Origin of the sequence: Micromonospora okii (assembly GCF_020884795.1) — a bacterium.
In the GTDB taxonomy this organism is placed as follows: Bacteria; Actinomycetota; Actinomycetes; order Mycobacteriales; family Micromonosporaceae; genus Micromonospora; species Micromonospora okii.
In genome coordinates, this window is sequence record NZ_BBZF01000016.1 from 176,902 (window position 1) to 198,983 (window position 22,082).

The 22,082-nt window shown below is 75.5% G+C and carries 17 protein-coding genes; 11 read left to right on the plus strand and 6 right to left on the minus strand.

All coding sequences use genetic code 11. The features are described from left to right. Positions 1 to 30 precede the first annotated feature (30 nt). Positions 31 to 1,212, minus strand: a complete 1,182-nt coding sequence (locus LPU43_RS12810; RefSeq protein ID WP_229400593.1) for an ABC transporter substrate-binding protein — start codon at positions 1,210 to 1,212, stop codon at positions 31 to 33. A 447-nt stretch (positions 1,213 to 1,659) separates the two neighbouring features. Here LPU43_RS12810 and LPU43_RS12815 point away from each other — a divergent pair, with 447 nt between their 5' ends. From LPU43_RS12815 to glmM, 7 genes are all read left to right on the plus strand, one after another. After that, on the plus strand, positions 1,660 to 4,818 hold the full coding sequence (locus LPU43_RS12815; RefSeq protein WP_229400595.1) for a sensor histidine kinase: 3,159 nt from the start codon (positions 1,660 to 1,662) through the stop codon (positions 4,816 to 4,818). After that, the gene (locus LPU43_RS12820; protein WP_229400602.1) at positions 4,815 to 5,222 is read left to right on the plus strand and encodes a roadblock/LC7 domain-containing protein; all 408 of its coding nucleotides are present in this window, start codon (positions 4,815 to 4,817) and stop codon (positions 5,220 to 5,222) included. The genes LPU43_RS12815 and LPU43_RS12820 overlap by 4 nt, the downstream gene beginning before the upstream one ends. A gap of 66 nt (positions 5,223 to 5,288) precedes the next feature. After that, positions 5,289 to 5,654: a DUF742 domain-containing protein gene (locus LPU43_RS12825; RefSeq protein ID WP_229400604.1), complete on the plus strand. Its 366-nt coding sequence runs from the start codon at positions 5,289 to 5,291 to the stop codon at positions 5,652 to 5,654. Then, the gene (locus LPU43_RS12830; protein ID WP_229400606.1) at positions 5,635 to 6,258 is read left to right on the plus strand and encodes a GTP-binding protein; all 624 of its coding nucleotides are present in this window, start codon (positions 5,635 to 5,637) and stop codon (positions 6,256 to 6,258) included. The genes LPU43_RS12825 and LPU43_RS12830 overlap by 20 nt, the downstream gene beginning before the upstream one ends. Positions 6,259 to 6,842: 584 nt before the next feature. Beyond that, complete coding sequence (rplM, locus tag LPU43_RS12835; protein WP_229400607.1) at positions 6,843 to 7,286, plus strand: 50S ribosomal protein L13; 444 nt, start codon at positions 6,843 to 6,845, stop codon at positions 7,284 to 7,286. Between the two features lie 20 nt (positions 7,287 to 7,306). Beyond that, a complete protein-coding gene (gene rpsI, locus LPU43_RS12840) occupies positions 7,307 to 7,771 on the plus strand; it encodes a 30S ribosomal protein S9 (RefSeq protein WP_043965609.1) in 465 nt (154 codons plus the stop codon). Between the two features lie 114 nt (positions 7,772 to 7,885). Next, positions 7,886 to 9,241, plus strand: a complete 1,356-nt coding sequence (glmM, locus tag LPU43_RS12845; protein ID WP_229400608.1) for a phosphoglucosamine mutase — start codon at positions 7,886 to 7,888, stop codon at positions 9,239 to 9,241. 9 nt (positions 9,242 to 9,250) lie between these two features. Here the strand turns inward: glmM and LPU43_RS12850 are convergent, their stop codons facing one another. Together LPU43_RS12850 and LPU43_RS12855 are read right to left on the minus strand one after the other, a co-directional pair. Next, complete coding sequence (locus LPU43_RS12850; RefSeq protein WP_229400609.1) at positions 9,251 to 9,997, minus strand: ABC transporter ATP-binding protein; 747 nt, start codon at positions 9,995 to 9,997, stop codon at positions 9,251 to 9,253. Between the two features lie 2 nt (positions 9,998 to 9,999). Continuing rightward, positions 10,000 to 12,831, minus strand: a complete 2,832-nt coding sequence (locus tag LPU43_RS12855; protein WP_229400610.1) for an FtsX-like permease family protein — start codon at positions 12,829 to 12,831, stop codon at positions 10,000 to 10,002. A 104-nt stretch (positions 12,832 to 12,935) separates the two neighbouring features. Here LPU43_RS12855 and LPU43_RS12860 point away from each other — a divergent pair, with 104 nt between their 5' ends. Next, a complete protein-coding gene (locus LPU43_RS12860; protein WP_229400611.1) occupies positions 12,936 to 13,583 on the plus strand; it encodes a PadR family transcriptional regulator in 648 nt (215 codons plus the stop codon). Between the two features lie 102 nt (positions 13,584 to 13,685). Here LPU43_RS12860 and LPU43_RS12865 read toward each other — a convergent pair whose 3' ends face one another. Beyond that, positions 13,686 to 14,879 (minus strand): pyridoxal phosphate-dependent aminotransferase, encoded by a 1,194-nt coding sequence (locus LPU43_RS12865; RefSeq protein WP_255685345.1) that lies wholly within the window; start codon positions 14,877 to 14,879, stop codon positions 13,686 to 13,688. A gap of 322 nt (positions 14,880 to 15,201) precedes the next feature. On the opposite strand from LPU43_RS12865, the gene glmS reads away from it, so the two are divergent. After that, complete coding sequence (gene glmS, locus LPU43_RS12870; RefSeq protein ID WP_229400612.1) at positions 15,202 to 17,115, plus strand: glutamine--fructose-6-phosphate transaminase (isomerizing); 1,914 nt, start codon at positions 15,202 to 15,204, stop codon at positions 17,113 to 17,115. An 80-nt stretch (positions 17,116 to 17,195) separates the two neighbouring features. Here the strand turns inward: glmS and LPU43_RS12875 are convergent, their stop codons facing one another. Both LPU43_RS12875 and LPU43_RS12880 read right to left on the minus strand, forming a co-directional pair. After that, entirely contained in the window at positions 17,196 to 18,857 is a 1,662-nt protein-coding gene (locus LPU43_RS12875) for an alpha/beta hydrolase (RefSeq protein WP_229400613.1), read from the minus strand. After that, positions 18,854 to 19,150 carry a hypothetical protein gene (locus tag LPU43_RS12880; protein WP_229400614.1) on the minus strand — a complete coding sequence of 99 codons (297 nt, stop codon included), beginning with the start codon at positions 19,148 to 19,150 and terminating at the stop codon, positions 18,854 to 18,856. The genes LPU43_RS12875 and LPU43_RS12880 overlap by 4 nt, the downstream gene beginning before the upstream one ends. Before the next feature lie 274 nt (positions 19,151 to 19,424). Between LPU43_RS12880 and LPU43_RS12885 the strand changes: the two genes are divergently transcribed. Both LPU43_RS12885 and alr read left to right on the plus strand, forming a co-directional pair. Next, entirely contained in the window at positions 19,425 to 20,894 is a 1,470-nt protein-coding gene (locus LPU43_RS12885) for an NAD(P)H-hydrate dehydratase (RefSeq protein ID WP_229400615.1), read from the plus strand. Between the two features lie 65 nt (positions 20,895 to 20,959). Continuing rightward, entirely contained in the window at positions 20,960 to 22,078 is a 1,119-nt protein-coding gene (alr, locus tag LPU43_RS12890) for an alanine racemase (protein ID WP_229400616.1), read from the plus strand. Positions 22,079 to 22,082: the final 4 nt, after the last annotated feature.

Here is a 22,082-nt window from a genome sequence, read left to right on the forward strand (position 1 = left end):
TACCGGCCACGGCGGGCCGCCTCGCCGCCGTCAGCCGGCCAGCCGCCACCGGCCGCCCCGGGCGACCAGCGTGGTGAGGGCCTGCGGCATCAGCCCTGAGTGGTTGTCCGGGGTCATCCGGATCGGCCCGGAGAGGCCGTCCATCTGGGACGTCTCCAGGACATCCCGGATTTCGTCGCGGCGGGACCGGCCGGCGGCGTCGCTGGCCCGCAGCTCGGCGTCGACGATGAGCTGGACGGCGTCCGCGGCGAACGAGGAGAAGCCGTTGTAGCCGCCGAACCGGGCCGTGTAGTCCTGGAACCACTGGCGGCGCGCCGCCTTGGCCGGGGTGGTGGCGATGACGTCGTCGATCACCATGGTCTGGGTGAAGATCAGGGTGGCCTTCTCGGCCGACCGGGAGGAGGCGCCGAGGAAGAGGTCCCCGGCCGCCGCGGCGTCGAAGAAGAGCCCGCCCTTGAAGCCGGCCTGCTGGGCCGCGCCCGCGGCGAGCATCGCCTGCTCCGGCGTCGTCCAGACGACCATGGCCTTCGCGTCCTGCCCGGTCAGGGCGCCGACCTGATCGGCCACGTCCGCGTCGTTGGTCTTCACCGACTCCTGGCCCAGCAGTTCGATGTCGGCCTTCTCGAACTCGGCCTGGAGGGCGGCGAGCCCCTCCTTGCCGTAGTCGTCCTCGGTGTGCAGCACGGTGACCTTGCTGATGCCGCGTCGGCTCAGCTCGGTGGTGAGGGCGGAGGCGTTGTCGGCCGCGTTCGGGGCCAGCTTGAAGACGTACCGGCGGTCGGCCACCGGGCTGGCGACGGCGCTGGACGGGGCGAGGGCGATGGTGGGCAGCTTCCTTTTGTTGATGGTGTCCACCGCGCCCACGGCGCACTCGTTGCAGCCGCCCATGATGACGGCGCTGACCGCCGAGTCGTTGCCGAAGTCACCGATATTGCGGAGGGACTCGCCCGCGTCCGAGCGGTTGTCCTTCACCTTCAGCTCGACCTTACGGGCACCCAGGGCGCCCGAGGAGTTCAACTGTTCGACCTTCAGTTCCAGGGCCCGCTGGTACGCCTTGCCGACGGGCGCGGCGGAGCCGGAGAGTTCCAGGTCCACGGCGATCACGATGGGGCTCGTGTCCTGCTCGTCCGCGCCGAACTGGCAGCCGGTGAGCGTGGTGGCCAGGACGGCCGAGGCGAGCGCCGCTATGGTCACGGAGCGGATGGGGATCAACTCAGTCCTTCCAGGTGCGGCGCGGGCGTTGCCCGGTCACCGCCGCTTGACCCGTCCTCAGTGGAGGCGCGGGATTGGTCTGCCGTACGGTGTGCGCGAAGCCTGCAAAACCTTGCCAATGCCGGGGCCTGTGGTCAAGCGCGGCTACGCCGAAGCTTTCGGGACGGGCGTCCCACATCGTGGGGTTACCCAATGTTTGCAAATGCTCACTTTGCATTAGCGGATGACCACTCTGGAGTCACATGCCCTGATCAGGGGCCTGTGGAAATGAAGGTATTAGTTGACCGGATCACGCGATGAGTGCCGTGCGACCGTTTCCTACCTCACCACGACTTCCCAAACACGATCTTCTCTGATGAAATCGCGGCCGTGCCGCGCGCGGTGCTGTCCGCTGCGCCGGGCAGGAGTCGGCGGTTCAGGCGTGGAAGAAACGACGGAGGCGATGTCGTGAGCACCGGACCTACGACCCTGCCCGAGAGCGGCGAGGCGGACGAGGGGCGTCGCCGGCGGCTACCTCGCCTGCGGGACGCGCGGATCCGCTCGAAGCTGGCGCTGATCCTGGTCGTCCCGGTGGCGGCGGTGATCGCGCTCGCCACCGTCCGGCTCATCACGACCGGTGAGGGCGCGTACGAGGCGACCCGCCTCCGGTCGCTGACCGAACTGTCGATCGACATCTCCGCGCTGACCCAGGACCTGCACAAGGAGCGGATGGCGGCGGCGAGCCTGCTGGCCAAGCCGAACGCCAAGGACCGGGCCGACGAGTACAACCTGCGGGTACGCGGCACCGACGCGCGCATCGCCGAGTACAACGCCGAGCGCAAGCGGATCGGCGAGGTCCCGGGCGGGGCGCGCGAGCGCCTCCGGACCATCGACGACCACCTGCGGACGCTGAACGGCACCCGGCAGGAGGTGCTCGACCGCAAGCAGATGCCGGTCGCCGAGGCCGCGCTGCGCTACGGCGTCATCCTCACCGACCTGGTCTCCTACGGCGACGCGCTCGCCCAGCTCCCCGGCCAGGAGAGCCTGGCCGACAACCGCCGCGCGGTGGCGGCGTTCGCCCACGCGAAGGCGGCGGTCGCCGAGCAGGAGTCGGTGGCCTTCACCGCGCTCTCCGCCGGCCGCCTCGACGAGGAGCAGTTCTCCGCGTTCGTGGCCACCCTGACCAGCCAGCAGGAGGCGCTGGTCTCCTTCACCCTGGCCGCAGACCCGACCCAGCGGGCCCTGGTCGACAGCACGGTCTCCGGCGACGCCGTGGTGCTCGCCGACCGGGTGGCCGCCGACCTCACCCGGTCGGTCGGGCAGAACGCCCCGCTCTCCGCCGCCCAGGCGTCCGCCTCCATCGGCTCGGTCAACGACCTGATGCGGTGGGCCGAGATCCGGCTCCAGGACCGTCTGCTCGCCGAGACCGACGAGGCCCGTTCGGGCGTCATCCAGCAGGCGATCATCGAAGCGGTGCTGGTGCTGCTGACCCTCCTCATTGCCGTCACGCTGGCCGTGGTGCTGGCCCGCTCGCTCAACCACTCGCTGCGCCGCCTGCGGGAGGGCGCGCTCTCCGTGGCCACCCGCGACCTGCCCGACGCGGTCGCCCGGCTCCAGAACGTCGGCAACGTCGGCGACGGCGGCGTGGACGAGATCGTCCGGCAGGTCCGGGACCCGATCAAGCTCACCAACCGCGACGAGGTCGGCCAGGTGGCCCAGGCGTTCAACGTCGTCCACCGGGAGGCCGTCCGGGTCGCCGCCGAGCAGGCCGCGCTCCGTACCAGCGTCTCGGCGATGTTCCTCAACCTCGCCCGGCGCAGTCAGACCCTGGTCGACCGGATGATCGGCGAGCTGGACGCGATCGAGCGCGGCGAGGAGGACCCGAAGCGTCTCGCCCAGCTCTTCGAGCTGGACCACCTGGCCACCCGGATGCGCCGTAACGACGAGAACCTGCTGGTCCTCGCCGGCGCCGACTCGGCCGTGCCGCGCCGCGACGACGCGCTCCTGATCGACGTGCTGCGGGCCTCCCAGTCCGAGGTCGAGCAGTACAACCGCATCGAGTTCGGCACCGTCGACACCGACATCTCGGTCGCCGCGCACGCCGTCAACGACGTCGTCCGCCTGGTCGCCGAGCTGCTCGACAACGCCACCCGCTTCTCGCCGCCGAACACGGTGGTGGTCGCCGACGGCCGGCGCATCCGGGACTACGTCCTGATCCAGATCGAGGACCGGGGCCTCGGCCTGACCGACGAGCAGCTCGACTCGCTCAACCGCCGGCTCTCCGCCCCGTCCACGGTCGACGTGGCCGCGTTCCGGCTGATGGGTCTGGCCGTCGTCAGCCGCCTCGCCTCCCGCTACAACATCCGGGTGGAGCTGCGGCGCAACGTCGAGGGCGGCACCGTCGCCCAGGTGACGCTGCCCAGCTCGACGGTGGTGCTGCCCGCGCTGCGCGGCCGCGAGCCGGCCCCGGCCCCGCTGACCCCGGCGCGCCAGCCGGCGGAGCAGCCGCCGCTGAGCCCGGCCGGTTCGAACGAGCCGCTGGCCGGCGGCCGCACCGCGACCCTGACCGACCAGTGGCGCAGCCCCGCGTCGGCGCCGGCCCGCTGGCAGGTGCCGGGGGACGGCGCGCCGACCGCGCCGTTCGGCGGCCCGGCCCTGTCCCCGCCGACGCCCCCGGCCGTCGAGCCGGCCCCCGCCCCGCAGCCGCCCGCCCCGACGCAGCCGACGTTCCCGCCGGCCGGCGGCATGTCGGTCGGCAGCCCGACGGTGGTGTTCCCGGCGATCGACGCGCTGCCGAAGCGGGTGCCCGGCGGGGACGGCTCCCGGCCGACCGCCCCCACCGCCTCGGCCGCTCCGCCGGCCCAACTGGCCCCGCCGACTCCGCCGGCCCAACTGCCCCAGCGGCCCCAGCCGGGGCAGCCGACCGCGCCGGTGCTGCCGGCCGGCCCGGTCGCCGGCACGCCGCAGACCGCCCCGCCCACCCCGGTGGTCGCCCGCCCGGCCCCGCCGGCCGAGGCACCGATATTCCGCGAGATGGAGGCGGTGTGGTTCCGTTCCCACGGTAACGACGTGACCGCGATCTTCCAGCGCCCCAAGTTCGACGAACCGCCGACGCCGGCCGCGACCGCCGCGCCCGCCGCCCCGGCGGTCGCGCCCCGGCCGCCGCTGCCCACCCGCACCCCGGGGGCGACCCCCGCGGACGGCTCGGCGCCGGCCTCGCCGCCGGCGTACGCTCCGCCGGCCTCGCCGCCGGCCTACGCCCCGCCGGTGGCGCCGCCCCCGCAGCCGGCCGCGGCCGGTTCCGGCGACCCCGCTCCGGCCGATTCCGCCGGGCAGCCGGCGGTCGACCCGGAGGCGTGGCGGACCGCCGCCGACGACGGCTGGTCCCGGGCCAGCCGGGCGGCCGAGCCGACCGCCGCCGGCACCACCCGCTCCGGCCTGCCCAAGCGCGTGCCGCAGGCGCAGCTCGTCCCCGGTGGGATCGAGCAGAAGAGCAACCGGGACCGCAGCCGGCGAACCCCCGACGAAGTACGCGGCCTGCTGTCGGCCTACCACCGCGGTGTGCAGCGCGGACGGACGGCCGGCGCGGACCCCACCAGCACCTCGACCAAGGAGACGAACCGATGAACAGGCCAGCGGCCATGCAGGACATGGGTTGGCTGCTCAGCAACTTCGCCGACAGCGTGGCGGGCATCGCCCACGTGGTGGCGGTGTCTGCGGACGGGCTGCTGCTCGCCTCCTCGCGGGACCTCCCGCCGGACCGGGCCGACCAGCTCGCCGCGATCACCTCGGGCGTGGTGAGCCTGACCGAGGGCGCGGCCCGCATGTTCAGCGCCGGCGGGGTGCTCCAGACGGTCATCGAGATGGACAGCGGATACCTGTTCCTCATGTCGATCAGTGACGGCTCGTCGATGGCGGTGCTCGCCGCCCGTAGCTGTGACGTCGGGCAGGTGGGCTACGAGATGGCGCTCCTGGTCGAGCGGGTGGGCGCCGCGCTGGTGCCGCTGCCCCGGGACGCGGTGCGCGCGTAGCGCACCCGGCCACGTTCGGATTTGCCGGCGTCGACGGACGACGCCGACCGGAGGGGGTGATCGCCGATGGACCAACGACGGGAAGACCCGCGCGGCGCGCTGGTGCGTCCGTATGCGGTCACCCGCGGCCGCACCGAGCCGCGCCAGGACATCGCGCTGGAGGCGGTGCTGACGGCCAGCGCGACGGCCGTCGCGGAGTCCCGGTTCGCCGGCCACGACAAGCACCGGATCGCCACGATCTGCGAGGGCCGGCCGCAGTCGCTCGCGGAGGTCGCCGCCTACGCCCGCCTGCCGCTGGGGGTCGCCCGGGTGCTGATCGCCGACATGGTGGCCGAGGGCCTGCTGACGCTACACACTGCCGCTCCGCCCGAAGGGTACGAGGAGCGGATGGAAATCCTTGGAAGGGTGCTAAGTGGACTTCGCAGGCTATGACCCCGCCGGGGCACGCCGCAACCGCGGGATCACCTCCGCGAAGATCGTGGTTGCGGGCGGCTTCGGCGTGGGCAAGACGACGCTGGTCGGCGCGGTCTCGGAGATCACTCCGCTGACCACGGAGGCGGTGATGACCGCGGCCGGCGTCGGCATCGACGACCCGTCGAAGGTGCCGGGCAAGCAGACCACCACCGTCGCCATGGACTTCGGCCGCATCACCATGGCCGAGGACCTGATCCTGTATCTGTTCGGCACACCCGGACAGACCCGGTTCTGGTTCATGTGGGACGAGATCATCAAAGGCGCGGTGGGCGCGGCGGTGCTGGTCGACACCCGCCGGATCACCGACGCGTTCGCGCCGCTGGACTACTTCGAGAACCGGCGGCTGCCGTACGTGGTGGCGCTCAACCGGTTCGACGGCGCGCCGCAGTACGCGCTGGAGGAGGTCCGCGAGGCCCTCGCCATCTCGCCCCAGGTGCCGTTGATAATGACCGACGCCCGGCACCGCGAGTCGGTGAAGCAGGTCCTGGTCACCGTCGTCGAGCACGCCATGCTCCGCCTCCAGGCCGAGCACGGCCGCGGCTACCCGACCCCGGTCGGCTGACGGACGCGCCGACGTCGTGGGCGCGCGAATTCACGGAAGCCAGGGCGCGACAGCGCCTCGAAGGACAGCCTTTCCGTGAATTCGCGCCCCGGCCCGCCGCGCGCGTGAGGCAGGCGGTAGGGGGCGGCACGGCGCCCGCCCGGCGTCCCGCCGAAGGCGCGGTGTGGCCGCTTCCCGGGGGCGGCCTCCCGGTCGGGTCGCCCGGCCGCGCGTTGGTCCGTCATATCTGCGGAACGGGCCGCCGGGCGGTTTCGGCTCCGCGTCCCGATCGGTCCCCGGGTCGGTCGAGGAAGCCTCACTCCGCACCTGCGGCAACGGGTGGAGACCCGGGCTCCCCGAATGCCGGCGGCCCCGGATGGCTCGGGTCGAGGCGTGACCTCTATCATGACCGTTGGCGGTGGGAGTGCCGAGCGACCCCGTTTTGACCTGCCGACGTGCCCCCGGGTATCGTTGCCTGCTGTTGTACGACATCCAGAGGCGTGCCGCATCAGGTACGCTTGGTCGTTCGTGCGCGCTGGCCCGGCCGGGAAGCCCTGGTCGCCTTGGCGCGTGACCCCAGACCGACGACGAGACAAGGTAGACCTGTGCGTACGTACAGCCCGAAGCCGGGTGAGATCGAGCGTCAGTGGCACGTTATCGACGCCTCTGATGTCGTGCTGGGCCGCCTGGCCACCCACGCCGCCACGCTGCTGCGCGGCAAGCACAAGCCGACTTTCGCGCCGCACGTCGACACGGGCGACTTCGTCGTCATCGTGAACGCGGGCAAGGTCGCGCTGACCGGCAACAAGCGCCAGCAGAAGATCGCCTACCGCCACTCCGGCTACCCGGGTGGTCTGAAGCAGGTCGGCTACGAGGAGCTGCTCAGCAAGCGTCCCGAGCGGGCCATCGAGCTGGCCGTGAAGGGGATGCTCCCGCACAACAAGCTCGGCCGTCAGCTCATCAAGAAGCTGAAGGTCTACGCCGGTGCCGAGCACCCGCACGGCGCGCAGCAGCCGGCGCCGTTCGAGATCAAGCAGATCGCGCAGTGAGCGCGGGCGAAGGAAGCAGCATGACCGACATCACCGAGACCGAGGTTGCCCCCGAGGCCACCGAGGCGCCGGCGCCCGTCGTCCGCGCGCCCCGTGGCGACCGGCCGATCCAGACCGTGGGCCGCCGCAAGGAGGCCATCGTCCGGGTGCGCATCGTCCCCGGCAGTGGCAAGATCACCTGCAACGGCCGCGACCTCGAGGCGTACTTCCCGAGCAAGGTCCACCAGCAGCTCATCAAGGACCCGCTGGTGACCGCCGAGAAGCCCGAGGCGTTCGACGTCATCGCCAACCTGCGGGGCGGCGGCACCACCGGCCAGGCCGGTGCGCTGCGGCTCGCCATCGCCCGGGCGCTGATCGTCAGCGAGCCGGACGACCGCCCGGCCCTGAAGAAGGCCGGCTTCCTGACCCGTGACGCCCGGGTCAAGGAGAGCAAGAAGTACGGCCTCAAGAAGGCCCGTAAGGCTCCCCAGTACTCGAAGCGCTGATCTTCAGCGGCACGTTGTACTTCTGACGGACGGCCGGGTCCGCCTCCCCTCGACGGGAGGTGGCCCGGCCGTTCCGCTTTTTCTGTTGCACCGCTTCATCGGAGGTTGGCGGGTATGGGCCGGTTGTTCGGCACGGACGGCGTACGCGGGCGGGCGAACGCGGATCTCACCCCCGAGCTGGCGCTCGCGGTGGCCGTGGCCGCCGCCCACACACTCGCCGAGACGGATCGCAGCCATCCGCCGCTGGCCGTGGTCGGCCGCGACACCCGGGCCAGCGGCGAGATGCTGGAGGCGGCCGTCGTGGCCGGGCTCACCAGCGCCGGCGCGAACGTGGTCCGGGTCGGCGTGCTGCCCACCCCGGCCGTGGCGTTCCTCACCGCCGAGGCCAAGGCCGACCTGGGCGTCATGCTCTCCGCCTCGCACAACCCGATGCCGGACAACGGCATCAAGCTCTTCGCCGCCGGCGGGCACAAGCTGCCGGACGAGATCGAACAGCGCATCGAGGCCGCCGTCGAGGCGAACGGGATCACCGCGTGGGACCGGCCGACCGGCGCCGGGGTCGGGCGGGTGCACGACCTGCTCGACGGCGCCGACCACTACGTCCAGCACCTGATCGGCACCGTGCCGCACGGCCTCGACGGGATCAAGGTCGTGGTCGACTGCGCCAACGGCGCGGCGGCCGAGGTGGCGCCGGTGGCGTACCGGGAGGCCGGCGCCGAGGTGATCGCCATCCACGCCGAGCCGGACGGCCTCAACATCAACGACGACTGCGGTTCCAACCACATCGACGGGCTGCGGGAGGCCGTGGTCGCGCACGGAGCGCACCTGGGCATCGCCCACGACGGCGACGCCGACCGGTGCGTGGCGGTCACCGCCGACGGCGACGAGGTCGACGGCGACCAGGTGATGGCGGTCCTCGCCGTGGCCATGCGCGAGGCCGGCGCGCTCACCGACGACACCCTGGTGGCGACCGTGATGAGCAACCTCGGCCTGCGCCTGGCGATGTCCGCCCAGGGCATCCGGCTGCTCGAGACCAAGGTCGGCGACCGGTACGTGCTGGAGGAGCTGCGCGCCTCGGGGCTCGCGCTCGGCGGCGAGCAGAGCGGTCACATCGTCATGCCGGCGCACGCCACCACGGGCGACGGCGTGCTGACCGGGCTGCACCTGATGTCCCGGATGGCCGCCACCGGGAAGTCCCTCGCGGAGCTGGCCGCCGTGGTGACGAAGCTGCCCCAGGTGCTGATCAACGTGCCGGTCGGGGACCGTTCCGTGGGTGCCGCCGCGCCCGCCGTCCGGGCCGAGGTCGAGCGGGCCGAGGCGGAGCTGGGGGAGACCGGCCGGGTGCTGCTGCGCCCCTCGGGCACCGAGCCGCTGGTGCGGGTGATGGTCGAGGCGGCCACGGAGGGCACCGCCCGCGAGGTCGCCGAGCGCATCGCCGAGCGGGTCCGCGCCGCCAGCCCCACGGCCTGACGCGCGGCCTCACAGGCGCAGGCGGGAGACCCGGTCGTAGGTGTCGGCCGGGTCCTCGCCGTCGGTGAGGTCCACGTCCTCGACGATCCGCCCGTCGCCGAGCCGGACCAGCCGGTCGCACCGGGCGGCGATTGCCCGCTCGTGAGTCGCCAGCAGGATCGTCATCCCGTGCCGGTCCCGCAGGTCCAGCAGCAGGTCGAGGATCTGCCCACCCGTGGTCGAGTCCAGGTTGCCGGTCGGCTCGTCGGCCAGCAGCAGCCGGGGTTCGCCCATCAACGCGCGGGCGATGGCGACGCGCTGCTGCTGGCCGCCGGAGAGCTGCGTCGGCAGGGAGCGTTCCCGGCCGGCCAGGCCGACCGCGTCGAGCAGCTCCCGGGCGCGGCCCACGGGGTCGACCCGGCCGCGCCGGGGCAGCACCGGGGCGATCACGTTGTCCAGCACGGTCAGCGCCGGCAGCAGGTGGTAGCGCTGGAAGACGAAGCCGATCCGCTGCCGGTACCGGGCCAGGGCCGCCCGCCGCAGCGCGGTGACCTCCACGTCGTCGACGGTGACCGTCCCGCTGTCGGCCTGCTCGATCGCCCCGACGAGGTGCAGCAGCGTCGACTTGCCGGAGCCGCTCGGCCCGGTCAGCGCCACCACCGAACCGGCGGCGATCTCCAGCGACACCTCGTCGACGGCGGTGATCGGCTCGGTGCCGGCGCGGAACCGCCGGACGAGCCCGGTCACCCGGACGGTGCTGCCCGTGGTCGCGTCCATCGTCATTCCTCCGTGAGCAGTCGTGCGGTCGGCAGGCGGCGCAGCAGGGCGGCGGGGACCAGCGCCGCCGCGCAGGTGACCAGCACCCCGGCGGCGGCGACCGCGGCGGCCACCAGCAGCAGCGCCCCCGGCAGGCCGCCGGCCAGCCAGGCCGCCCCGCCCAGGCCGAGCGCCGCACCGGCGAGGGCCCCGAGCGCGCCGAGGAGCAGACCCTCGTACGCGATCAGGCGGGCGAGCGCGGCGTCGGTCCAGCCGACCGCCCGCAGCGTGGCCAGCTCGGCGGCCCGGTCCCGGATGTTCAGGTAGAGCACGTCGGCGACCGCCGCCGCACCGAGCAGCACCGTCGCGACGGCCGCCAGCGTGTCCGCGCCCCGGACGCTCAGCGACACCGTGTCGCCCAGCAGGCTGCCGACGATCGCGCCCCGGAAGGCGTACCCGGCGGCGGCGACCAGGGTCAGCGCGGCCACCCCGATGGCCAGCGCGCCGGAGCCGAGCAGGGTGCGCCCGGGGGTGCGCAGCAGGTTGGCCAGGGCGAGGCCGGCCAGGGTGCGCGGGCGGCGTACCCACCGGGCCGTCGCCACCGGCGGTCGCAGCGCGGCGGCCGGGTGGGCGCGCGCGGCCCGCAGCGCCGGCGTCAGGCCCGCGACCAGCGCCAGCAGCAGGGCCACCGGTACGGCCAGCAGCGCCCGCCCCCACCCCACGTCGATGCCGAGCGCCGCCCCGAGCGGGACCGCCAGCCCCAGCGCGAGCAGCCCGGCGGCCAGCCCGAGCGCGGCGACCTCGCCGAGGATCAGCGCGGCGATGCGGCGGGCCGGCCAGCCCAGGCAGGCGAGCACCGCCAGCTCGGAGCGGCGGTCCCGGACGGCGGCGGCGACCGCGTTGCCGAGGAAGAGCGCGCAGACCACCAGCACCAGCACGAAGAGCGCGGCGCTCTTGCGGTCCACCGCCTTCGTGATCACCGAGGCGACCCCGAGCGCCGACCAGTTCTCGGTCAGCCGCAGGGCCGGCCGGCCGAACGACCCGGCGGGCAGCTCCACGGCCTGCGGGGCAGGGGACGACCCGAGCGTGATGTCGACGTCGAGCCCGGTGGCCTGGGCGATCCGCTCGGCGACCAGCCGGACCCGCTCGGCGGACCGCTCGTCGTAGCCTTCCACGTCGGCCACCCGGACCCGGATCGCGCTGATCGGGGCGGCGAGCTGCGGGCTGCCGCCGCCCGCCAGCAGCTTCGGCACGCTGTCGAGGGTGGTCAGCAGCAGCGGCGGCGCGGCGAGGTGGCCGGCCGGGTTGCCGCCCGGCTCCAGCGGCCGGCCGCCCAGGGCGTCCCGGCTGCGGGCGTCCGCGCCCTGCGCCGACGGCGGCTCGTACGTCTCCAGCGGCACCCGCCCGAGGTCGCTGAAGCCGGTCAGCTTCCCCGGGTCGAAGACCCCCACGGCCCGCCAGCCCCGTAACAGCAGGTTGCGCGGATTCCCCTTCCTCAGCGGGAGCTTGCGCAGCGACCGCGCCCCGGTGTCCTCGGCCAGCCAGGGACGCGGGTAGGGGTTGAAGGTGATCTGGTCGCCGTAGACCTCCGGGTCGGCCGCCGGGAGCGCGCCGACCCGCAGCGTGCCGTCGGGCAGCCGGTCGTACCGCGTCGGCCCGGCCTGGACCACCGCCTGGAGCTGGCCGAAGCAGCAGCCGTCCGGGGAGACGCCCGCGGCGAGCCGGGCGCGCCAGCCGGCGGCCACGTCGTGCCGGCCGTCGCCGGCGGGGAGCTCGCGGCCGCGCCGCAGGGCCCGCTCCAGGTCGGGGAGTTCGACGCCGGCGGGGCGGGCCGCGGGCAGCCGGGTAAAGCTGGCGCGCAGCTCCTCGTCGACGAAGGGGCTGCTGGTCGCGAGCACCGGCACGGTGTGCCTCTCCTCCCCGTCCCTCCGCCTGACGGTCACCGTGTCGTCCGGGCCGAGCGCCCGCCCGTCGACCACCGCCCCGCCGAGGCCCACGAGGCGGTCCTCGGCGGCCGGGTCCACGGCGGCGAGCAGGAGCGGCACCGTCAGGCTGACCGCGATCCGCAGCCGTTCCGAGGTGGACGAGGGGCCCGACCCCGCGTCGGGGAAGACGCCCCCGCCGGCCTCGAACCGGCCGTCGGGGAGCAGCCGCACGGCCATCAGCGACCACTCCTCGCGCTCGGAGTACGCGCCCGGGCTACCCAGGGCCGACCGGGGGTCGCAGACGGCCCGGGTGCGGCCGTCGGGCAGCACCTCGCGGGGCGCGGCCCACCCGCACGGGGCCCAGGGATAGCTTCGCCCGTCGGTGTACGGCGTGGCGTCGCTGGGCTGAGGCAGGTCGATGCGGGGGTAGATCAACGGGTGGGTGGTGACGTACACGTAGCGGGGGCGGCCCGGCGCGCCGGAGAGCCCGCGCTCGGCGACGAACCGGGGGTCGACGCGGATGACCTGCCGGTCGAGCGAGCGGTCCACCGCGTCGGTCAGGTCCAGCGGGGTCGGCACCGGGGCGGTGGAGTGGCCGAGCATGGCGATGGGGGCGGCCACGTCCACCCCGGCGACCGCCTTCACCCGGTCGTACTGTGCGGTGGTGATGCCGCCGAAGAGACCGGAGAGGTAGTTGGGCTGGACCAGCCGGCGCTCGGCCTCCAGCGGGGTGCGCGCGCCCTTCGGGCGGACCAGGATGTCGTACGCGGCGTCGGTGCCCCGCGCGACGGTGCCGGTGACGGCGAGCCGGGAGGTGGTGGTGGCGCCGGTCAGGACGACGAAGCCGGTGGTTGCCACCAGCACGCCGACCAGCAGCGCCACCGACCGTCCCGCACGGCCGCGTAGCTGTCCCCAGACGAAGTTGAGCATGTCGCGCCTCCCCGTGTGCTGCTCCACACTCTGCGGGATACATTGTGACAATGCAAGGCCGGGTCCGGAGTCGCTCCGGCCGGCGCGGCGGAACGGAGGAGACGGTGGCGATCCAGCACGCGGTCCTGGCCCTGCTCGCCCGGGGGCGCAGCTACGGCTACGAACTCAAGGGCGCGTTCGAGGAGACGGTGGGGCCGCAGTGGGGGCCGCTGAACATCGGCCACCTCTACCAGATCCTCGACCGGCTCTCCCGCGACGAGCTGGTCGTCGCCGAACGACAGGCCCAGCCGGTGAAGCCCGACCGGGTGGTCTACGAGATCACCGAGGCGGGCCGGGCCGAGCTGGGCCGCTGGCTCGCCGAACCCAGCCCGCGCAGCGGCGGCTTCCGGGACGACTTCTTCCTCAAGGTCACCGCGGCGGCCCGATCCGGCGTGCCGGCCACGGTGCGGGCGGTGCTCGCCAACCAGCGCGGGCACCTGATGCGCGAACTGCGCAACCTCGACGGGCTGCGCCGTCGGGCCGACGACCCGGTGGTGGGCCTGCTGCTCTCCGCCGCGAGCCGGCACGTCGAGGCCGACCTCGCGTTCGTCGACGACGCCGAGGCGACGCTGCTCGCCGACGGCGGGGCGCTGGTCGCCTCGCTCGCGGCGACCCGCCCCGGAGCTGACGGGAGCGCCCCCGGGGCCGGCGGCAGCGCCCCCGGGTCGGCCCCGCCCGCCCGGGGCGCCGGCCCGGCGCGCGCGGCCGGCTGACGGTGGGGCGCCGCCGGTGAGCGGCTGGGGATGGGGAGGGCTGGCGTGGCGAGCGGCTGAGGGCGGGGCGTGCGGGCGTGGTGGGCGGCTGGGGGCGGGGCGTCAGCCGGCGCTCAGCCGGCGCAGCCGGGCCACCGCCTCGGTGAGCACCTCCGGCCGCTTGCAGAAGGCGAACCGGACCAGCCGCCGGCCCGCCTCCGCGTCGTCGTAGAAGACCTGCGTCGGCACCGCCACCACCCCGCAGCGCTCCGGCAGCGAGCGGCAGAACTCCACCCCGTCCCGCCCGCCGAGCGGGCCGACGTCGGCGGTGACGAAGTACGTCCCCTCCGGGACCAGGACGCCGAAGCCCGCGTCGGTCAGCCCGGCGACGAGCTGGTCCCGCCGGGCCCGCATGTCGGCCGCGAAGTCGGCGAAGTACGCGTCGGGCAGGCCGAGGGCCACGGCCACCGCCGGCTGGAACGGCGCGCCGTTGACGAAGGTGAGGAACTGCTTGACCCGCAGCACCGCCGAGACCAGCGGGGCCGGGCCGCTGACCCAGCCGACCTTCCAGCCGGTGCAGGAGAACGTCTTGCCGGCCGACGAGATCCGCAGGGTGCGCTCCCGCATCCCGGGCAGGGTGGCCAGCGGCACGTGCGCCGTGGCCGCGTCGGCGAAGACCAGGTGCTCGTACACCTCGTCGGTCACCGCGTAGGCGTCGTGCTCCCGGCACAGCTCGGCCACCAGGGTCAGCTCGTCGCGGGTGAAGACCTTGCCGGTCGGGTTGTGCGGCGAGTTCAGCAGCACCAGCCGGGTGCGCGGCCCGAAGGCGGCGCGCAGCGCGTCCGGGTCGAAGGCGTACCGGCCGTCCGCCCCGGGCCGCAGCGTCACCGGCCGGCGCACCGCCCCCGCGAGGGCGATCGAGGCGGCGTACGAGTCGTAGTACGGCTCGAAGCAGACCACCTCGTCGCCCGGCTCGCAAAGGGCGAGGATGCTCGCGGCGATCGCCTCGGTGGCCCCGGCGGTGACGACGACCTCGCCGTCCGGGTCGTACTCCAGGCCCCAGAACCGGCGCTGGTGGTCGGCGACGGCGGACCGCAGCACCGGGACGCCCGGACCCGGCGGGTACTGGTTCTGGCCGCCGCGCAGCGCTTCCACGGCGGCGGCGAGCATCTCGGGCGGGCCGTCGGTGTCCGGGAAGCCCTGACCGAGGTTGACCGCGCCGGTGCGCACGGCCAGGGCGGACATCTCGGCGAAGACGGTCGTCCCGAACGGGCGCATCCGGGCCACCAGCGGGTCGGCATTCGCGGTCGTCGTCACGTCAGCCAGCGTACGGCCCGATCGAGCGAGTTCAACCTCGCGTGCAGGCCGCCCGGCTGACCGGGCTGCCCGGCTACGCGAACGGCGGCGGGTCGAATCGCCCCCGTGCCGCCGACATGGCGGTATCCGGGGGGTTGAGAAGCCGCCATGTCGGCGACATGGCAGGGCTCGGCCGGCCCCGCCGGCCAGCAGGGGGCGGGCGGAGCCGTCGGGGGAGGTTCGTGCCCCGGACCACCCCCTCCGCCCCTTCGATCAAATTCGGTGCTTGTTTACCCGGCTTCCGCGCACGTGTGGTGAGTGAAACTGGGCTAGGCTGCGAACCATGTGTGGAATCGTGGGTTACGCGGGCTCCCGCCCGGCGCTCGGCATCGTGCTCGACGGCTTGCGCCGCCTGGAGTACCGCGGCTACGACTCGGCCGGCGTCGCCGTGGTCTGCGACGACGAGCTGCTGACCGAGAAGAAGGCGGGCAAGCTGTCGAACCTCGAGAAGGTGCTGGCCGAGCGGGCCGCCGTCGACCCGGCGGGCTGCGCCGCGAGCCCGATCGGCATCGGCGACGGCACCACCGGCATCGGGCACACCCGCTGGGCCACCCACGGCGGCCCCACCGACCGCAACGCCCACCCGCACCTGGCCCCCGACGGCCGGGTCGCCGTGATCCACAACGGCATCATCGAGAACTTCGCCAAGCTCCGCGCCGAGCTGGAGGAGACCGGCGTCCAGTTCGCCAGCGACACCGACACCGAGTGCGCCGCCCACCTGCTCTCCGCCGCGCTGGCCGGCCTGCGCGCGGCCGGCGAGCCGGACGGCCCGCAGCTCCTCGCCGCCGCGATGCGCGCGGTCTGCCGGCGGCTGGAGGGCGCGTTCACGCTGCTCGCCGTCGACGCCGGGATGCCGGGCGCGGTGGTGGGCGCCCGGCGCAACTCCCCGCTGGTGGTCGGCCGGGGCGACGGGGAGAACTACCTCGCCAGCGACGTCGCCGCGTTCATCGAGCACACCCGCGACGCGATCGAGCTGGGGCAGGACCAGATCGTCCTGATCACCCCCGACGCCGTCGAGATCACCGACTTCGCCGGCCGGCCCGCCACCGGCAAGGACTTCCACGTCGACTGGGACGCCTCGGCCGCCGAGAAGGGCGGCTACGACTGGTTCATGCTCAAGGAGATCGAGGAGCAGCCGCAGGCCGTCGCCGACACCCTGCTCGGCCGGCTCACCGACAGCGGCGAGATCATGCTCGACGAGGTCCGCCTCAGCGACCAGGACCTCCGCGACGTCGACAAGGTCTTCATCGTCGCCTGCGGCACCGCGTACCACTCCGGCCTCGTCGCCAAGTACGCCATCGAGCACTGGACCCGGATTCCCTGCGAGGTGGAGCTGGCCAGCGAGTTCCGCTACCGCGACCCCGTCCTCGACCGGTCCACGCTGATCGTCGTGATCTCCCAGTCCGGCGAGACGATGGACACCCTGATGGCGCTGCGGCACGCCAAGGAGCAGAAGGCCCGGGTGCTCGCCATCTGCAACACCAACGGCTCCACCATCCCGCGCGAGTCCGACGCCGTCCTCTACACCCACGGCGGGCCGGAGATCGCCGTCGCCTCCACCAAGGCGTTCCTCACCCAGCTCGTCGCCTGCTACCTGATCGGGCTGCACCTCGCACAGGTGCGCGGGATCAAGTTCGCCGACGAGGTCGCCGCCGTGGTCGACCAGCTCCACCAGATGCCCGGCAAGCTGCGCGAGCTGCTCGACCGGATCGAGCCGGTGCGGGAGCTGGCCCGCCAGCTTCGGGCCGAGCCGACCGTGCTCTTCATCGGCCGGCACGTCGGCTACCCGGTGGCGCTGGAGGGCGCGCTCAAGCTCAAGGAGCTGGCCTACATGCACGCCGAGGGGTTCGCCGCCGGCGAGCTGAAGCACGGCCCGATCGCCCTGATCGACGAGGGGACGCCGGTGATCTGCATCGTGCCGTCCCCGGTGGGCCGGGGCATGTTGCACGACAAGGTCGTCTCCAACATCCAGGAGGTCCGGGCCCGGGGCGCCCGGACCATCGTGATCGCCGAGGAGGGCGACGAGGCGGTGGTCCGCTACGCCGACCACCTGATCCGGGTGCCGCGCACGCCGACGCTGCTCGCGCCGCTGGTGACCACCGTGCCGTTGCAGGTGCTCGCGGCGGAGATCGCCGCCGCCCGGGGCCACGACGTGGACCAGCCCCGCAACCTCGCCAAGTCCGTCACCGTCGAGTAGCCCGCCGGCCCTCCTCCGCCGCTGGGCGGGGGCTGATGCCGTCGCCAGGTGGGGGCCGACGACGCCGGCGGGCGGCACGGTCACCGCCCGAGGACGACGCGGGCCATGCCGTCCAGGGCCGGGTTGCCCGGCTCCCAGTAGCCGGTGTGGCCGTACCGGCCGCTGGGGAAGGTGCGCCCGCCGAAGCCCGGGTCGGCCGGGTCGTGGCCGAACCACAGCGCGTGGTCGTCGCGGCCGGTCAGCACTGCGGTCAGCGGGCTGAGCCCGCGCAGGACACGGCGGGGCAGCTCGTCGGGGGTGGGGGCCAGCCGGATCGCGTCGTCCGGCGCGGTGCTCGCCCAGACCTCGCCGGAGGGCAGCCGCAGCGCGTCGGCCCGGTCCACCCCGACGCCGGGCGAACCGACGAAGACCAGCGCGTCGGCGGCGAGCCCGTGCTCGCGCGCGGCGGTGCCCACGACCAGCGAGCCGTAGCTGTGCCCGAGCACCGTCTGCCGGGCCGGCGGCCCGTCGTGGGTCGCCCGCAGCCCCTCCTGGAACCGGTGCAGCGCCGGGCCGGCGTCGCGGGCCTGGCCGGGCAGGAACGCCTCGTGCAGGAAGTCGGGCGCGTCGTAGTCCAGCCAGAGGACCGCCGCCGTCGACCCGGTCGGGTCCAGCGCCGCGCAGCGGGCCTGCACCCGGGCCGCCCGGCCCAGCTCGCCGGTGGCGTCGGCGAGCCCGGCGGTCATCCCCGGCACGTACGTCAGCACGCGGTCGGCCCGGTCCGGGTCGCCCAGCGCCACCACCGCCCGGCCCTCGCCGCCCGGGTCGAGCCCGAGCAGGTACGCCCGGGGCTGCCCGCCGCCGGCCAGCCGGGCGGCCAGCGCGTCCAGCCCCGCCAGGGTGGACTCCACCCGGGACAGCGCGACCAGCTCCGCCGGCCCGCGCGGCAGCCGCCCGAGCAGCCGGCGCCGCTCGGCCAGCAGCGCCTCCCGCCGCCGGCCGACCAGCAGGCGGTTGGCCTGGTCCCGGGCCGCCACCGGCACCCCGTCGAGCCGACCGACCAGCTCCGGCTCCCGCGCCGCCAGCCAGCGGCGCTGGGCCGGGGTGAGCCCGGCCCACCAGGAGCGGACGGTCTCCGGGGCGGCGCCCGGGGGCGGACGCCACGGCGGGGGCGGCGAGACCCAGCCCCGCCGGGCGGACCCGGCCAGCTCGTCGAGCCGGTCGGCCGCCTCCCGGTCGGCCGCGTCGGCCGCCGCCAGCGCCGCGGCCACGGCGGCGGCGACCCGCGCCACCGGCGGGTCGGGCGCGCCGGGCCGCGCCCGCGCCGGGTCGGCGCTCGCCCGGCCCTGCCGGTCGAGCCGCACTCCGCCCGCGTCGGCCAGGGCTACCGCCTCGACCAGCCCGGCCTTCGCCCGGCCCAGCCGCCCGGCCAGCTCGGCGAGCACCTGGTCGGCCTCGATCACCGCCGGCCCGAGGGCGGCCACGTCGACCCGGAGCGAGTCGATCCGCCCGCCCGCCGCCCCGGCGGCCGGCCCCGTCCAGCCGGTCCGCAGCGCGCCGGCCGCCCCGGCCAGCTCGGCCGCCCGCCGGTCGGCCAGCCCGGTCAGCCCCCGCCAGACCGCCCCCGCGTCCGCCCACCGGGCCGGGCCGGCCGCCCACAGCCGGGCGTACCCGTCCCCGGGGGCGACGGAGGGTGCCGCAGGCCGGCCCCTGCCCGGTGCGCCCCGGCCGGCCGCCGCGACGTCGGCCGTCGGGCGGCTCACCGGGGGACCGCCGTCAGCCGGCGGGACGCCCGCTCGTCGGCCGCCTGGTAGCCCTCGGCGGCGGCGGTCAGCGCGGCCCCGGCGGCGGCCACCCGCGCGCCGAGCGCGCCGCACCAGGCGTGCGTCGCCGTCTCCAGGGCGGCCAGGGCCGCCGCCGAACGCCACTGGGGTGCCGGCACGACCAGCCCGGACACCCCGGCCAGGCCCCGCGCCAGCCGGTACGCGTCGTCGCCGAGCGCCCCGGCCACCTGGCGCAGCAGCTCGGGGCGGACGGTGAACGGTTGCTCGCTCATCGGGGCTCCCTCCGGCTCGGTGCCGCCGCTCGCGCCGACCCCTCCAGCCGGCGTCGACGCGCGACGGCGACGCCGACGCTAGGCGGCCCCCGGGCCACCCGGGGAGCCCTGTGGACGACGGGGCCGGCCCGTACCCGCCGGTCGTCCACAGGCGTTGCCCCCGCTCGGCCCGACGGCTAATCTGCGCCCGCCCGCCGCCGGTAGGGTGAGTCGCGGTCGGCCCCGACGGGCGCCGAGTGGCTGGGCCGGCGCGGGGCGGACGGGACGGGGTGGCATGAAACCGGTGTGGCGGGTCGCGGACGTACGGGCGGCGGAGGCCGGGCTGATGGCCACCCTCCCCGAGGGGACGCTGATGCAGCGGGCCGCCGCCGGGCTGGCCCGCCGCTGCGCGCTGCTGCTCGCCGACCGGGGCGGGGTCTACGGCGCCCGGGTGCTGCTGCTCGTCGGCACGGGCGACAACGGCGGCGACGCCCTGTACGCGGGGGAGCGCCTGGCCCGCCGGGGGGCCGCCGTGTCGGCCCTGCTCCTCAGCCCCGGCCGGGCGCACGCGGGCGGGCTGGCCGCGCTGCGGGCCGCCGGGGGTCGCCTGGTGGACCGCCCGCCGGCCGTGGTCGACCTGGTGTTGGACGGGATCGTCGGGATCGGCGGCACCGGCGGCCTGCGCGAGGCGGCCGGTCGCCTCGCCGCCGAGCTGCCCGACCTGCGCGGCCGGGACGGCGGGCGGGCCGCCGTGGTCGCCGTGGACACCCCGAGCGGGGTGGCCGTCGACACCGGGCACGTGCCGCCGTCCGCCGACGGTCGGCCCACCGCCGTGCGGGCCGACGTGACGGTGGCGTTCGGCGCGCTCAAGCCTGCCCTGGCGGTCGGCCCGGCGGCGGCGCTGGCCGGCGAGGTCGAGCTGGTCGACATCGGGCTCGGGCCGTGGCTGCGCGGCACCCCCGCGCTGCGGGTCACCGAGTGGTCCGACGTCGTGGAGTGGTGGCCGGAGCTGGGCCCCGCCGCCGAGAAGTACACCCGGGGCGTGGTCGGCCTGGCGACCGGCTCGACCGCGTACCCGGGGGCGGCCGTGCTCTCCGTCGGCGGCGCGCTCGCCGGCCCGACCGGCCTGGTCCGGTACGCCGGCGGCGCCCGCGTCGACGTGCTGCGCCACCACCCGTCGGTGATCGCCAGCGGGCGGGTCGCCGACGCCGGGCGCGTGCAGGCGTGGGTCTGCGGCTGCGGGCTCGGCACGGACGCCGGGGCCGCAGCCGAGCTGCGCGCGGTGCTCGCCGCCCCGGTGCCGGTGGTGCTCGACGCCGACGCGCTGACCCTGCTCCTCGACGGGTCGATGGCCGACCTGCTGCGCGGGCGGGACGCGCCGACCGTGGTGACCCCGCACGACCGGGAGTTCACCCGGCTCTGCGGCGAGGAGCCCGGCGCGGACCGGGTCGCCGCCGCGCTGCGGCTGGCCGCCTGGATGAACGCGGTGGTCCTGCTCAAGGGCAGCCGCACGGTCGTCGCCACCCCCGACGGCCGGGCGTACGCCAACCCGACCGGCACCCCCGCCCTGGCCAGCGGAGGCACCGGCGACGTGCTGGCCGGACTGCTCGGCTCGCTGCTCGCCGCCGGGCTGGCCCCGGAGCGGGCCGCAGCCGTGGCGGGGTACCTGCACGGGCTGGCCGGTCGGGAGGCGGCCCGGGGCGGCCCGGTCACCGCGACCGACGTGGCCGCCGCGCTCCGCCCGGTCGTGGCCCGCCTGCCCTGACCGCCCCGCCCGTGTCGGCGGCGACTGCGCCCCGGCCGGCCCACGGCGATCAGTAGGCTGGGGGCATGTGGCAGTCCGAGGTACGGATCGATCTCGACGCGATCCGGGAGAACGTGACGCGCCTGCGGGCCGGGACGAGCGCCGAGCTGATGGCGGTGGTCAAGGCCGACGGGTACGGCCACGGCATGGTCCCGTCGGCCCGCGCCGCGCTGGACGCGGGAGCGGACTGGCTGGGCGTCTGCACTCTGGACGAGGCGCTGACCCTGCGCCGGGCCGGTGTGACCGCGCCCGTGCTGGCCTGGCTGCTCGCCCCGGGGCTGCCGCTGCACTCCGGCGTCGAGGCCGGGGTGGACCTGGCCGCCGCGAGCCTGCCCCAGCTCGACGAGCTGGTCGAGGCGGGCCGGCGGGCGGGACGCCCGGCCCGGCTGCACCTGAAGATCGACACCGGCCTGGCCCGCAGCGGGGCCACCGTCGCCGACTGGCCGGCGCTGCTGGAGGCCGCCGCGAAGGCCCAGGCCGACGGCCTGGTCGAGGTGGTGGGCGTGTGGAGCCACTTCGTGTACGCGGACTCGCCCGGCCACCCCACCACCGACCGCCAGCTCGCCGTCTTCCACGAGGGGCTGGACATGGTCGAGCGGGCCGGGCTGCGCCCGCGTTACCGGCACCTGGCCAACTCCGCCGCCACCCTGACCCGCCCCGACACCCACTTCGACCTGGTCCGGCCCGGCATCGCCACCTACGGGCTCTCCCCGGTGGCCGGGGAGAGCTTCGGGCTGCGCCCGGCGATGACCGCCCGCGCCCGGGTCACGCTCGCCAAGCGGGTGCCGGCCGGCAGCGGCGTCTCGTACGGCCACACGTACTTCACCGAGGCCGACGCCAACCTCGCGGTGGTGCCGCTCGGCTACGCCGACGGGGTGCCCCGGCACGCCTCGAACTGCGGGCCGGTGCAGCTCGCCGGCCGGCGGCGGGCCGTTTCCGGCCGCGTCTGCATGGACCAGTTCGTGATCGACTGCGGCGACGACCCGGTGGCCGCCGGTGACGTGGCGACCCTGTTCGGGCCCGGCGCCGACGGCGAGCCCACCGCCGACGACTGGGCCGCCGCCGTCGGCACCATCAACTACGAGATCGTCACCCGGTTCGGCGGCGTCCGGGTGCCCCGCGTCTACGACGGCGAGCGCCCGTGACCGG

Coding starts and splice junctions, on each gene's coding strand:
- LPU43_RS12820 (WP_229400602.1), top strand. CDS start 4,815: ATGAACAGGCCAGCGGCCATGCAGGACATGGGTTGGCTGCTCAGCAAC.
- LPU43_RS12825 (WP_229400604.1), top strand. CDS start 5,289: ATGGACCAACGACGGGAAGACCCGCGCGGCGCGCTGGTGCGTCCGTAT.
- rpsI (WP_043965609.1), top strand. CDS start 7,307: ATGACCGACATCACCGAGACCGAGGTTGCCCCCGAGGCCACCGAGGCG.
- glmM (WP_229400608.1), top strand. CDS start 7,886: ATGGGCCGGTTGTTCGGCACGGACGGCGTACGCGGGCGGGCGAACGCG.
- LPU43_RS12850 (WP_229400609.1), bottom strand. CDS start 9,997: ATGGACGCGACCACGGGCAGCACCGTCCGGGTGACCGGGCTCGTCCGG.
- LPU43_RS12855 (WP_229400610.1), bottom strand. CDS start 12,831: ATGCTCAACTTCGTCTGGGGACAGCTACGCGGCCGTGCGGGACGGTCG.
- glmS (WP_229400612.1), top strand. CDS start 15,202: ATGTGTGGAATCGTGGGTTACGCGGGCTCCCGCCCGGCGCTCGGCATC.
- LPU43_RS12880 (WP_229400614.1), bottom strand. CDS start 19,150: ATGAGCGAGCAACCGTTCACCGTCCGCCCCGAGCTGCTGCGCCAGGTG.
- LPU43_RS12885 (WP_229400615.1), top strand. CDS start 19,425: ATGAAACCGGTGTGGCGGGTCGCGGACGTACGGGCGGCGGAGGCCGGG.
- alr (WP_229400616.1), top strand. CDS start 20,960: ATGTGGCAGTCCGAGGTACGGATCGATCTCGACGCGATCCGGGAGAAC.